We start from the raw sequence: 14132 nt of genomic DNA, 5'->3' as shown, positions 1-14132 counted from the left end.
TTGACAATTGGATAAACACTATATGATAAACTATTTGGCGACACAAAAAAACTGGCAAAATGCGTTTTCTGACACTATCACGAGCTTTGCTGAATTAGCGCAAGCGTTGGATTTGCCGATAGATAGTTTTGATAGTCAGGTCGGTCAATTTCCCCTAAAAGTGCCGCGTCGCTTTGTGCAAAAAATGGGGAAAGGCGATATTAATGACCCTCTGCTTAAGCAAGTGTTGCCGACGTTTCAAGAAACGGTACAAGTCACCGGCTTTGTCACCGACCCACTCGATGAACAACACGCCAATCCGGTCAAAGGCATCATTCATAAATACGCATCACGTGTGCTGATTCCTGTCACCGGGGCTTGCGTGGTCAATTGTCGCTATTGTTTTCGCCAGCACTTTGACTACCACGAGAATCTACCAACCCAAAACGATTGGCAAGCCATCAGTGCCTACATCACAGCGCACCCCGCCATCAATGAGGTGATTTTAAGTGGCGGCGACCCGTTATCGCTGAGCAATCGTCGTTTATTGGAGATTTTCACCACCCTTGAAGCACTACCGCAAGTGCAGACCATTCGTATCCACACCCGTGTACCTGTGATGATTCCTGAGCGCTTAGATGAGCCGTTACTTGCGCGATTTGCTAACAGCCGCTGTCACATCGTCATAGTCATTCATGCCAATCACCCCAATGAAATCGACCAAGAAACACAAATATTTTTGGCTAAGGCAAAAAAAGCAGGTGTTACTTTACTTAACCAAACCGTGCTACTCAAGTCGATTAATGACGATGCAAATACGCTTGCAAGCTTAAACGAAAAATTATGGCAAGCGGGCGTATTACCCTATTATTTGCATGTGCTTGATAAAGTTGCCGGGGCGAGCCATTTTTATATTTCAGATGAGCAAGCAGTCTCTCTGTACTGGGAATTACTCGCCAAATGTGCTGGCTACTTGGTGCCAAAGTTAGTACGAGAATTACCTAATAAGCCATTTAAGACACCCATTGATTTGTATGACCACTAAAATTTGTTGAAAAACAACAACTAAAATAAAAGATTATCTGTTACTTATCTGATAAATAGTACAATTATCTTAAAATATCTAGATAAAATTTGGTTTTTATGTTATTTATTGTTGTTAAATAAGTCGAAAAATGTTGTGCATTTTGGTGCAAAAAAATGGTTACGGATCTCACACTAGACGATTTCTTACAGCGCATAAACGATACACCGACCAGTCCTATTGAACTTAAAGTGACGCAGAGTTCATTGCAGGATACGACCGATTGGCAGATACAATTTAATCGTATGTCGGCGTGTGAGATGTATGACGAATATAAATTCGTGATAAACCAGTTGATGTTTGCCGATATTGATGATGTCAAACGCTTTGCATTATTTGATGAGGTTAATAAAGCCGTCAGCGTATTACTTGGCAAATTGCGGGTGAATTACCAAACCCAGCCGGGGATTTTGGATGAAGAAAAACAGCAAGGCTTAGATACCGTGCTATCAGTGCTTTATCTAGGCATCATGTTTTACCATGTCATCTGGCAACGGGCAGCGGCTCGACCTGAAGTGGCTGAGAAAAAAGGCATCATTAGCCTATTTCGCCAAACACCTCAATCACTTACCTCCACTCAAGTCATTCAGCGCTCCCTCTACAGTACCATGCTATTACTGCGCCAATCGCTGTTTGAAAAATATATCGGCTATCGTAAAGATACACAGGTGATTTGGCAATATCTGAATGCCTGCTATCGATTTGCGGTCACTAATGATTGGCAGTCTATCTCCTTGCCAATCAAACTGCATTCTGCCAATGAGTATAGCAAACAGGGCGCACCGCTATCGATTGAGGATATTTATTTTCACTGCTTGATGGTGGCAGTCACCAATCCGTATGCTTGTCGGCGTGCCGATATTTTGGCCATTCAAAAAGTAAGTACCCAGTGGATTGAAGAGCTCATTATCAGTAAAGATTTGGTTGAAAAACCTTACCTATATATTGATTTAGAAGGTAAGCAGCCGCCCAAACTGCTAGAAATCGATGATACATTCAATCCCTTTGCAGTAACCAGCAATTGCCTGTTTGTGATGTTTAGTCGGTTATTTAAACACTTACATCAAACCATTAGCCAAGGTCAAAACAGTAGCGAGGCTGAGATAAAAAATAGCGCGCGTCAGGCCAAATTGGTATTGAATAATATCCAAGATGGGTTAAAACCAGCGGCAGACTATCATCAGAACCATTCAAAATGTGAAGTGGTACTTGGATTCAATAATATCCATTACATGCTTGCGAATAAAACCAGTTTGGGCAATCTCATTCATGCCAATGAGTTGTCTGAGCGGTTAAAACCCAAAACTCAACATACGGCGTATCTTAAAAAATCTACCGTTGTGGAGCTGAACAAAGAAAATCCCCAATCCATGTGCCTGTCGCACGTGTTTAGCTACGCCAATCAAATCGTTGACCCATATCCAAGCAGCAGCCGTGGCGATAGCTATCATCCGCTGAGGCAATTGCAAGTCAATTGCTTAATTGCGCTGCGAAAGGTTAATGGCGCAAAAACTTGGCAGCTCGGCTACATTAAAGATAACCGTCAAGGTTTTATCGATACGCCAACCGGTCAACCCACCAACAAGACCTACTTAGAAATTGAGGCACAAGTGCGAGTGCATTGTCAAAATGCCATTCCCTGTGGCGTGCGCTTTCAAAATGCGGGTGGCCGTCAGCCACATTTTGTTGCGGCATTTATTATCTCTAGCGATCCAAACAACGCTGATACCCAGCCCCGTTTGCTGATGGCACGCTTTGGCTACCAAGTGGCAGACAAGCTAGTGGTGCGTATTGAGAGCAAGGAAATTAACGTGCGTCTGACTGAGCTACTTGATATGACTGATGATATCGAAGAATACGCTTTTGTAAAAATTCCGTAAACTTAACCGCTAAGAAATGGCAACAAAATCTGCCATTTTAACTCTAACTCATTAAAAATAAAAGATTTTCATATCCTTGTAGCCGTTTTGAAAGATTAATCATATAATAAGAAATTGAATCTAATATTATAAATAATTTATCAAACAGTTCGCTTATAATAGCTTGCACATGGCTCTATAAACCAAGCGTTAATGGGCAAGCGTTTAATGGGATAGTGAATCGATGCAAAAACACAACCAACTCAATCTGTTAATCATTGATGATAACCAGCTGTATGCCGAGCAGTTGGTTGGGTTATTAGAAAAACATTATTATAGACAGGTTAATTTAGGATTTTTGGATGCCAAAGACGAGCTGATAAAGTTATTGCGCCAGTCTTGGGACATTATTTTGATGGGGAATGCGTATGATTTATCGTTTAAAGACGTCAAAGAGATTTTAAAAGCCCACGATGCTCACATCCCCGTCATCGCTCTGTTGTCTGATGATGCTACTCATTACCCAGAGGCATTAACTGCCAATGAGCAAGCCCAGACCCAGCTTGTTAGCGACCCTGATAAAACCCATAAGTTATTACCTTTATATACCTATTGGGGTGCAGCGGATGCTTTGCGCAAAAATAAGTTACTGCGCATGGCCATTCGTATCTGCCGTGAACACGAGCATCATAAACTAGGGCGCGAGCTTGAGCGGCTAAAAATGGTGTTGAGCGATGCCGAACAGCGTGCCAATATTCTTATCAAAAACTCCAAGAGTGCAGTGGCTTATATTGAAGATGGTTTACATATTTATGCCAATGAGCCCTATCTTGAAATGTTTGGGTTTAAAACGCTCGATGAACTGATGGGGGTGCCGGTCGTTGACTTGATTGCGAGCAATAATATCCAAGATTTCAAAACGTTTTTAAAAGACTTTGAAAAAGGCAACCGTACAAACGTCGAATTTGAATTTGAAAGTGTGAGAAAAGATAATACCACCTTCGCCGCTAAACTGCAGTTAGCGGCTGCTACCTATGACGGTCAGCCGTGCCTACAAGTCATTATCCAGCCCAATGAACAAGCCAATAGTGCTGAGCTTGCCAAAAAACTTGAGGCGATGGAACGCATTGACTCAATCACAGGGCTATTTAATCGTCATGGTTTTGAAAGACTGTTTAACCGACTGCGTGACGTGATTGTTGAGAACAACCTATCGGTGGGTTTGATGGCGCTACGCGTCGATAATATTGGTAAAATCCATGCCAGTGTGGGGATTGAAGGAATTGATGGGGTGGTGGTTGCCGTTGCCAATATTCTTGAGCAACATCTTACTGAGATTATTGGGGTAGAGCGGGTGAAAAATGGCTATTTGAGCCGTTTTAATGATAGCATGTTTATGCTGATTGTCCCTAATATGCGGCAACAAGATTTGACAGCATTGGGACAAAAATTGGTTGCCGATATTAATAGCACCATTATTGAAATTGGTCATCGTACGGTTAAAACCACAGTAACAATTGGTGCAACCTTAGTCAACGCCAGTGCACCTGATACCAATAGTATTATTAACCGTGTCATCCAAGCCGTCGGCATGGCAGCCAAAGCCAATAAAGACAGTAACGACGATAAAGATTTATTCTATCTATATGACCCAAGTAGTTTTGCCAGCAGTGATGACAGTGCGCTGTACGAATCGCTACGTGATGCCCTAGAACACAGCAAATTTAAATTATTATATCAGCCGATTTATGACGTTGAAAACGATGTCAGTAACATGTTTGAGGTGTTTTTACGCCTGCCCCTGGCAGATGGCAGCTTAATGGCACCTGATAAATTCTTAGAAGTGGCGACCCGACATCAGTTGATGGATAAAATCGACCGTTGGGTGTTAATTCAAGCCTGTAAAGATTTAAAACGTTACCGTCATGAGGTCGATGCCAGTACCCGATTATTAGTGCATTTAAGCCAGATATCACTAGCAGATGCCACCTTGCCAAGCTTTATGAGTCGATTGATGCAAGCGTTAGAGACCAGCGAGCAAGGGATATTGACCTTACAGTTTAATGAGACCATGGTAATGGATCATCTGGCGGTGGCAGCCAAACAAAGTAATGCGCTTAACCAAATAGGTTGTCACCTAGGTATCTATAACTTTGGCTCAGCAGTCAATGCGATGGAAGTATTAGAATTTGTCAAACCACAGCTGGTACGACTCGATCGCAGCTATATCAAAGATTTGAGCAACAATGACAATGTCAATACCGTGGCAACGGTGGTGCGCGAAATCACTGAGCGCGGCTCCAGTTGTTTGATGCCCTTTATTGAAGACCCTGCCGCCATGTCAGCGGCGTGGACAGTCGGTGCGCGTTATTTGCAAGGGGCATATTTGCAAAAAGCGAGTGACACCATGCACATCGAGAATGAAACCAGCTAAATCCAAGCGCTGAATTTATAAAGTAAAAACGAGTTAGCCAAAATGCACCAAACAATCATTCATAAATCAAACCGATTGCCTATGCTAGGATTGGGTCTTTGTATCGTCATTGCGACAGGTTGTCAACATCAGCCACCCGCCGAGCGCCCAGCGGTTACCTTGCCCGTTTATAGCCAAGGGGATGCCGATAACGGTAAAAAGCAATACGAAGAAGCCTGTCTAAAATGCCACAAGCTACAGCCAGGAAATAACGAGAAAGGCCCACAATTGCTGCGTATTTATGGGGCAAAATCCGCCTTGTTAACCGATTATCAATACACAGACGCACTGAAAAACAGCAATATGACGTGGACAGCGGAAAATTTGGATAAATATATCGCCGATCCAAAACAAACTATCGCAGGAACGCGTATGCGTTCTGACCCGATTGCTGATGCCAAAGTCCGCCAAGATATTATTGCTTATATTTCGACGCTTCGTTAAATTGCTTTGTGGCTATGCCTTATCCACAATGATTTCGCTAGGGCAGTGGCAGCCTATGCCTTTTAGTGATATTTTTAGTTAACATGATTGATAAACAACATTTAAACCTTTAAAGGATAGACCACATGGTGATGGGTAACTTAGACAATCAGCCGTTACAACAACGATTGCAAGCCATGTTAGTGAGTATTAATGAGATCGTGTTGGATAAACCTGAGGTAGTGAAGTTGGCGGTCGCTTGTTTGTTAGCCAACGGTCATTTACTGCTTCAAGATTTACCAGGAATGGGTAAAACCACGCTAGCGCACGCGATTGCCAACCATTTGGGGTTATCGTTTAATCGGGTACAATTTACCAGCGATATGCTACCTGCCGATATTTTAGGAATTTCGCTGTATAAAACCGATACTGGCACGTTTGAATTTAAGCCAGGTCCGATATTTTGTCAGTTGTTACTTGCCGATGAAATTAATCGCTCAAGCCCAAAAACCCAATCTGCCCTGTTAGAGGCGATGGAAGAGCGGCAAGTGTCGCAAGATGGGGTAACACGAAAACTCCCTGAACCTTTTTTTGTGATTGCTACCCAAAACCCGACGCAGCAATCGGGTGTGTTTATTTTACCTGAGTCACAGCTCGATCGGTTTTTGATGTGTTTATCGCTGGGTTATCCCTCAGTTAATGCAGAGCGAGAGTTGCTACTGGGTAAAGATAGACGTCAAATGCTGAGTCAAATTACCCCGATGTTAGATACCCAGTCATTGCAGCAGGCACAAGCGCAAGCCAAAGATATATATATCGCAGATGTTGTGATTGACTACTTACAGCGATTGGTAGCAAAAACGCGTGAGAGCCGAGACTATCATGGTCTATCTACCCGTGGTGTCCTAGCGCTCAAGCAAGCGGCACAAGCCTTTGCTTATTTGGGTGGCTACAATGAAGTGACGCCAGAAGATATCCAAGCGGTATTTGCTGCCGTCGTCGATCATCGCTTGGGGCAAGCTTTTATACCATTTAATCATTTGGGCGGTGAGCAGCCGCAATCGATTGCGACCCAGTTGTTACGCCAAGTGCCGGTACTGGTGTAAACCATGATGTATCATGATGTATAAAGTATTTTAGCGTTAAAAACTTTCTCATTGCTGTATTTTTATTATCCGATTAAATTATCCCAATTAAGAGCCCGCGCCTATCATGTTTGCCATTCGCCAGCGACTTGAAAACTACTTGCAAACATGGTTTAAGCGTCGAGCGCCGATTAGCCGCGACATCACCCTCAACCTGCGCAACGTATATATTTTTTTGAGTAAAGAAGGATTGCTGTACGCTTTTTTACTCATCATTACCTTTGTCGCAGGGATTAATTATGCCAATAATTTGGTATTGGGTTTGTGCTTTTTGCTAGGTAGTCTACTCGTGGTGACCATCCATTATACCTTTGCCCACTTGGCAGGGTTACAAATCAAACTGGTGGATATCAGCGATACACAAGTGGGTGGCAAGGTGCAAGTGCGATTGCAAATTAGTAGTGAGTCAAGGCAGCCGCATCGGCAAATTCGGTTAAGTTTTGCCAACAATGCCTTCGATTTTAAACAGCCGATACATCGCAAACCCAATGCACAGTCCGCACCAAATGGTTGGCTGTTGGTCAGTCAAATACAAGCGCCGCAACAGGTGAGCTTATGGTTAACAGCCGACAAACGCGGCAAATTTGTGTTACCCAGACTCACGGTGACTACCGTATATCCCTTAGGGATTTTGCAAGCTTGGTCGTATGTGTTTTTTGAAGGACACGCGTGGGTGTATCCTGCGCCACTGAGCTATGAGATGAAAGCCAGTCAGTTTGTGCCATCCGATGATGAGCAAACCGCTGCCTTACACACCCAAGCAGGGCAGGAAGATTTTGACCAGTTGGATAATTATGTCCCAGGGGAATCATTGGCGCGTATTTCGTGGGCGCATGTCGCGCGCGGGCAAGGACTCATGTCAAAACGTTTTGTGGAGAGTGTGGGGCAGCAGCAATTACTTGATTACTATCAAATGCCTGCGGTAACGCATGAAGAAAAACTCAGCCAGCTGCGCTACGGGGTGGAGAGTTTGAGCCAGAGCCAAATCGCTTTTCAATTGCGACTGCCTGATGGTGAAGGCGCAATAGGTGAAGGACAAGCATTTCGTCAGCAATGTTTGCTAAGATTGGCAAAAACGCCATGAGTCGCCCTAACGCAAATCGTCCTAGCTTAACCTTATCTCAGCGCCTAAACCAAATCTCGGCGACTCAGTGGATATTGCTGTCTCAACTGTTGATTGTGGCTTTTCACGTCAAAAATTTACCCATTTGGCTATCGGTGTATGCCTTTTTTATTATCATCTTTCAATTGCAACCCCTGCGACGTTGGTTGCCTAACGCTTTGTATCGTCCGCGCTCATTACAGTTGATACAGTACACAGGATTCATTGCAAGTTTGGTGGGGCTGTATTTGACCTATCGTACCGCCTTTGGATTGGATATCGGTATCGCGTTTTTGCTATTGTGTGCCGTCAGTAAGCTACTTGAATTGCATACCAGGCGTGATGGCTATGTGGTGCTGAGTTTATCACTGTTTGTATTGGCAGGGCTGCTCTTAATCAACCAAGATTTGATGACAACGCTACAAGTGGCGATTGGCACGATGGTCGTGCTGTTTGCCATGATTGCGCAAAATGATGATGGTACAGGACGCTACCGCACGCTTGGCTTGTTGGTCGGTCAAGCCATTCCTTTGACCATTATTCTGTTTTTATTTTTCCCTCGATTGCCGCCGCTATGGTCGGTGCATTTGAGCGGCGCGCAAGCAAAGACGGGCATGTCAGATAGTATGTCACCGGGCGATTTTGCCAACCTCAGTCAATCGACTGAATTGGCGTTTCGGGTGGAATTTGGCAATCAGCAGCCAAGCCAACAAAATTTATATTGGCGCGGTTTGGTATTTTCTGATTTTGATGGCACCACCTGGCGAGCCAATCCTAGCACCTCGCTTTGGACGCCCGATCAGCCGTTTGCTGATTGGTTGTTGCCGACGTTGAAGCTCAGTAAACGCTTTACCTTAGCCGTTATCCCTGACTATCGGGTGATTTTGGAGCAGACGGGACAAAATTGGTTGTTTGGGCTTGATTATCCGATAACCAACCAACAAGGCATTGGGCTGACGTCGGATTTTACCCTGCGGTATTGGGACACTGTCAATCAGCGGTTTACTTATCAAGTGCATTGGTTAGATGATGCGCCTATCAATTTAGCCTTATCTACTCAGCAACGTCAGGTCAATTTGGCATTGCCAGCAGGCGGTAATCCGCAAAGTCGCCAATTTGCCCAGCGACTCTATCACCAAGCAGGCGATGACCCGATTGCTTATACCAACGCCATCGCCCAGTGGATGCGTAGCCAGCAGTTTCGCTACACCTTATCACCCCCTGCCTTGGGTAGTAATCGCATCGATGATTTTTTATTTGCTACCCGTGCAGGGTTTTGTGAGCATTATGCGTCAAGTTTTACTTACCTCATGCGAGCGGCAGGTGTGCCGGCTCGGGTGGTAGCCGGGTATCAAGGTGGGCGGTTAGGGCGTGATGGCAAAAGCTGGGAAGTACGGCAAATGGATGCCCATGCATGGAGCGAGATTTGGGTGCAAGGGCGCGGCTGGGTGCGTGTAGATCCTACGGGCTTTGTCGCACCCAATCGGGTCGAGCAGGGTATGGACACTGTCACCCAAGACGCTGGCGCAAAAATGTTTGGTGAGGGCGTGGCAGGGCAAATTAGCTATCAGCAGTTTCAAATGCTGCAGCAAGCGCGCCGCTTGTTTGACCAAGCTAGCTACTATTGGCAACGCGATGTGGTCGGCTATGACCAAGACCGCCAGCGGTCATCGCTGTTTAAATGGCTCAATATCCAATCTGTCTATCAGCAAGTGATGGTGATGTTTGTCACCCTTGTGAGCGTCCTTGCGTTATTGGGATTGTGGCTGTGGTGGCGCCGCCGCCGGGTGTGGGATAAGCATGATTGGATTATGGTACAGTTATCCAATCGCTTGGCAAAAAAAGACAAAACGCTTGCAAGGCAGGATAGTGAAGGGGTGTTGGCTTGGCTTACTCGACTTGAGCCAAAAGTCACCGATAAGGCAGCCCTTCAAGCACTTGCCGCGCTATATCGACAAATCCGCTATCAGCAGCCTACGGATAACAAACAGTCCATGCGGCAATTAGACAATTTGGCGAAAACCATCGCGCTAAAAAAACATTAATATTCAATATTTGCTCGTTGTCACCATTGATTATGCGATTGAGCAATAATTTATGCGATATTGTCTATAAAATAGGGAGCGAGAAAAAATCGTTACCCCCTTTTTATAGTTAAAGATAAGATTCGATTATCACCCGTTTTTTATCATGTGCTTCATTGATAACGTTTTGTAAATCTTTAATTTGATTTTCAAAAATGATAACTTGCTCAACGACTGCATTTTGAATATCTATACTAGGGAAAGATAGCGTTAAGTTTTTAATGCGTTCAATTGAAGCTCGATGACTTCTTGAGAATCGCTCTCTTTGACCTGCTTGATAAAGTAGCCATGTTAAAAATTTTGGGTTGATTTCATCGGTTTTAGTTCGAATATAGCCACAATGGTCAGTGGGGTAAAATTTGTATTTTTTAGGTAAGTAGTTAGTCATCCAATCGCCATCAATACCCCATAATACGGAAGGTAATTCAAAGTTGTCAATTAAGCTATCATTGATGTAACCAAAGATATCGAAAACATTGGCACTATAGACAGGCAGATAGCCGTCTTTTGCTTGCTCTTCAATTTGGCTAGCAAGAACTCGTTTGCCGATTCCTATTTCAAAGTCTTCATTATTGCTCAGTCGTTTTGCTGTGCTTGTATTATTAAGGCTGTTAGTAAATAGTTGGTTAATTTGTTGATTCGCTTGGTCAATGGCTTGTCGGGCTTTATTAACTTCATCATCTATTAGTTGGCACTCATCAATGATTTTTTGTTGGATATCAATTGGTGGTAAAGGAATTTTGAAGTTTTTAATCGTATCTTGGGAAAGATTTAATCTAGCCGTTCCCATTCTTACACTAAGTAAATTATCTAACTGAGTTGCAAGATAATGGTAAAGGTATTTTGGCAAACAATTCTCTTTAGGAATCATACCGCAAACTGCTTGATTGCTACTTGCTTCAAAACCTAGAAGTCCGACTTGCCCCGCCGTTGCACCATACATAGCTAAAAGAACAGTATCTTTTGGAAAAATTTTTGCTGATGAGTTCTCTAATCCAAGCTCGGTAATATAATTCTCAGTGCTAGTTATTAAACCTTGTCGAACTTCACCGCTATTTATCCAAGGTATTGTACCTTTATAATAAAAAGCCTCATTATCAGATTTAGGTGTGCCACCTGACGATGTCTCTGCAATATCAGAAATTCTAACAATTTGCCATTTTGTATCAATATTAAAATTAGTTTTTGGCGTTAAACTTAAAGCTTTATTAAAATCTACAATCGAAAAATCAAGCATATCAATCAATCTTACCTGCGTGACAAAATCTTTCAAAGATTCTGGAATTTCCACAGGGTTTTTGAGAAAATTCTCACGAATCAAGTAATTGATTTTTTCAGGATTATCATTATTTTTTGGGTCATATAAGGGCGTATTAATCGAATTTAAACTAAACATATTCTGCAAAATTCGACTATCTTCATCTTCAACCTCGCTTGCATTTTCTTCATCTACTGTTTCTAATACAGGCAAATCTATGACACCGCCAAGATACTTAATCCCCTCATTACCCTTGGCACTACTCCATTCATAACCCAAAAACTTTTTCATCTCTTTATTCGTGTTTGGGCTTTTGACAATCAAAACAGGTTGCGGATTGGTGCTAGCCAACACAAAATAATACAATTTATCTTTTTCAACTTTTTGCAAATAATTGACAAACCGTTTTAATAATTCATATTTTTTTTCAGTTTCGGATTTTTGCTTAAATAGTTTTGATTTTTTTAGATTTTTAATTTCTGTCGATTTATCAAATGCAGATTGATAAGCAGTGAAGTATTCTGTTGTGAGCAAATCATCATTGGGCTGACCTTGTAATAGCGTATTATAGTCCTCGAAATTCAAATCCAAATGTTCACAATACTCACGAATAAAATGCTCATCAGCATAGATAGTTGAGTTTTGTGGATTTTCAAACGGATTAAACCAATCATTCACTCGCTGACGATAATGATTGGCTTGAGTTGGGTCTGCCACCATTTTACGGCGTAAAAATAGTGTGACTGTATTAGTCCCAGTTTTACCAAATGTACCTGAGCCAAACTCTGCAATCGCCACGATATCAAAATTTTCTAATAGAATCTCACGGGTAGCGACATACACGTTTTTACTTTGGCTAGTACTATTGGCTTTGCCTTTTGATAAAATAGATGAGGGGACAATGATACCCGCAACCCCATCTGTTTTGAGTAGTTGTTCTGCACGTTCGATAAAAAAAGTTTCTATAGCGTTATTAACGTCAAAGCTTTTTTCTTCAATGCTATTAATTAAACGGTATTGCCTACGGTCCGTGGGTGATAATGTATCTAAAAATCCTTTTACGCTGTAGGGTGGATTGGCAACGAGAATATGATAAGTATGATGTTTGATATCATCATTTTTTGCCAAAGCATCTGCATAAACAATTTGAATATCATCTTGCCCATACATAAATGCTGATACTTTTGCCACTTTTGAAAGTCGATATTCTTTTTCGATACCGACGGTTTGAGCATAAAATTCGCTAGGCATATGTTCGCTCTTTGTTTGCTCAAGTAACTGTTTAACTTCGGTTGCGTATTCATTAAGAAAATGTCCAGCACCACACGCATAATCAATGGCTTTGGGGATATCATCGCTGTTATGAATGACATCAGCTAAAGGCAAAGACTTGAGGATAAATTTCACAATTGGCATGGGTGTGAAAAATTGCCCCTCAGATTGTTTGACACCTTGGTCTAAAAAGCCCTCAAACATATCGCCTAAAAACTGATTTTCTTGCTCGGTGGTTAGGCGAATATCTTGTAGCATTTGTACCATTTTTAACAAGACAGCTGAGTTTTGTTGAAACAGTTTTTGGTTATGAACGTCGATAAAGGCAAAGTCATTATTGGTAAAAAATTTAAGCTTACGGAACATTTCTCGAATGGCTTTTTGTGTTTCGTTCGGATCGTTTTTATAAAATCGAAAAGCTTGCTCGACGTCCGTATCTTTGATATAGGTGACTTCTTCGCCTAAAAATTGAAGCATCCCGATTTGGTACAAAGCTTGTAAGCGGTCTTGCAAATCAAAAGGATTGTCATAACTAATCCCTTTCCAATAAAAATGTAATTTATCTGGGTTATTTTTTTCATCAACAATTTTACATAAAAATAAATTTACCAATTTATCAAAAGCATTTTCTCGCCCCGATACGTTGTGTTGACGTAGAATAGTTGCAAACTGATGATATTTGCCCTGAATATCTTGACTTGAGACTACTGCTAAATCTTGCAAATTATATTCAGTTTTGCCAATTTGATAAGCTTGCAAACCTGCTTCAAATAAGCCCTTAGTGGCAAAATCCTGTTGATAAGTTTGTTTCCAAGCTTGATAAATCATTTCAACGGTACGGGTTTTGGCTTCCCTAAATGTCAAAATTGACGCATCACTATCCTGCTCAAGCGTTGCCACCAATTCATCATTGTCTTTTAGAGAAATTAGATAATATTTAGCTTGAACATTACTATCAACTAAGTCTGAGGCGTATAAGCTGACAAATTGGGTTGTACCTTCTTGCTGAACGTAGCTCAATAACTGCCCGCCATCTTGCAAGGTTTTTGCCCATGCTTTATTAAATTCTGTTCCCGCCGTTTTGCATTCAATGATTAACAAAGCATTGTTGCTGTTATCTTTTACCAAAATATCAGCTCTGCCACCACTTGCCCCATGACCCAATTGCCATCTTGGCTCAAGTTCTATGTGCTCAGGTTTATACCCTTGATTGAGCAAACGATGCACACATTCAAAAACAACGAAATTCTCTTTTTGTGAAAAGTTGCAAGTTTGCCTTTCGTTAATCGTCATACCCTTATCTTCAGGGTAAATAAGGGTATTGTTATTGAAGTCTGCAGTTAAAAAAACTTGATTGTTAAAAGACTTAGTAAAAATATTATTTGTTTCAGTAAATCCTAGATAAATTAGGACTTGTTTAAAATTATCAGGGTCAATCATAAAGCTCACTCTT

General features: G+C 42.1%; 8 protein-coding genes. 7 read left to right on the top strand and 1 reads right to left on the bottom strand.

The features are described from left to right. Positions 1 to 22 precede the first annotated feature (22 nt). From epmB to RTP55_RS07480, 7 genes are all read left to right on the top strand, one after another. Complete coding sequence (epmB, locus tag RTP55_RS07510; protein WP_065253445.1) at positions 23 to 1024, top strand: EF-P beta-lysylation protein EpmB; 1002 nt, start codon at positions 23 to 25, stop codon at positions 1022 to 1024. A 155-nt stretch (positions 1025 to 1179) separates the two neighbouring features. Beyond that, positions 1180 to 2943, top strand: coding sequence for a hypothetical protein (locus tag RTP55_RS07505; protein WP_312385329.1), 1764 nt, complete (start codon positions 1180 to 1182; stop codon positions 2941 to 2943). Between the two features lie 223 nt (positions 2944 to 3166). Continuing rightward, positions 3167 to 5356 (top strand): GGDEF/EAL domain-containing response regulator, encoded by a 2190-nt coding sequence (locus tag RTP55_RS07500; protein ID WP_312385328.1) that lies wholly within the window; start codon positions 3167 to 3169, stop codon positions 5354 to 5356. Positions 5357 to 5398: 42 nt separating this feature from the next. Beyond that, complete coding sequence (locus tag RTP55_RS07495) at positions 5399 to 5839, top strand: c-type cytochrome (RefSeq protein ID WP_312385326.1); 441 nt, start codon at positions 5399 to 5401, stop codon at positions 5837 to 5839. A gap of 125 nt (positions 5840 to 5964) precedes the next feature. Next, positions 5965 to 6924, top strand: coding sequence for an AAA family ATPase (locus RTP55_RS07490; RefSeq protein ID WP_312385325.1), 960 nt, complete (start codon positions 5965 to 5967; stop codon positions 6922 to 6924). Positions 6925 to 7030: 106 nt separating this feature from the next. After that, positions 7031 to 8047, top strand: coding sequence for a DUF58 domain-containing protein (locus RTP55_RS07485; protein WP_312385323.1), 1017 nt, complete (start codon positions 7031 to 7033; stop codon positions 8045 to 8047). After that, positions 8044 to 10110, top strand: coding sequence for a transglutaminase TgpA family protein (locus RTP55_RS07480; protein ID WP_312385321.1), 2067 nt, complete (start codon positions 8044 to 8046; stop codon positions 10108 to 10110). The genes RTP55_RS07485 and RTP55_RS07480 overlap by 4 nt, the downstream gene beginning before the upstream one ends. 109 nt (positions 10111 to 10219) lie before the next feature. Here RTP55_RS07480 and RTP55_RS07475 read toward each other — a convergent pair whose 3' ends face one another. Continuing rightward, on the bottom strand, positions 10220 to 14119 hold the full coding sequence (locus tag RTP55_RS07475) for a restriction endonuclease subunit S (protein ID WP_312385319.1): 3900 nt from the start codon (positions 14117 to 14119) through the stop codon (positions 10220 to 10222). Positions 14120 to 14132: the final 13 nt, after the last annotated feature.

This window comes from Moraxella sp. CTOTU47579 (assembly GCF_032004885.1).
GTDB classification, from domain to species: domain Bacteria; phylum Pseudomonadota; class Gammaproteobacteria; order Pseudomonadales; family Moraxellaceae; genus Faucicola; species Faucicola tetraodonis.
This window is presented reverse-complemented; position numbering and strand designations above follow the sequence as displayed.

Bases quoted from the DNA above. Each gene is read 5' to 3' on its own strand.
- epmB (WP_065253445.1), top strand. From the start codon at position 23: ATGATAAACTATTTGGCGACACAAAAAAACTGGCAAAATGCGTTTTCT.
- RTP55_RS07505 (WP_312385329.1), top strand. From the start codon at position 1,180: ATGGTTACGGATCTCACACTAGACGATTTCTTACAGCGCATAAACGAT.
- RTP55_RS07500 (WP_312385328.1), top strand. From the start codon at position 3,167: ATGCAAAAACACAACCAACTCAATCTGTTAATCATTGATGATAACCAG.
- RTP55_RS07495 (WP_312385326.1), top strand. From the start codon at position 5,399: ATGCACCAAACAATCATTCATAAATCAAACCGATTGCCTATGCTAGGA.
- RTP55_RS07490 (WP_312385325.1), top strand. From the start codon at position 5,965: ATGGTGATGGGTAACTTAGACAATCAGCCGTTACAACAACGATTGCAA.
- RTP55_RS07485 (WP_312385323.1), top strand. From the start codon at position 7,031: ATGTTTGCCATTCGCCAGCGACTTGAAAACTACTTGCAAACATGGTTT.
- RTP55_RS07480 (WP_312385321.1), top strand. From the start codon at position 8,044: ATGAGTCGCCCTAACGCAAATCGTCCTAGCTTAACCTTATCTCAGCGC.
- RTP55_RS07475 (WP_312385319.1), bottom strand. From the start codon at position 14,119: ATGATTGACCCTGATAATTTTAAACAAGTCCTAATTTATCTAGGATTT.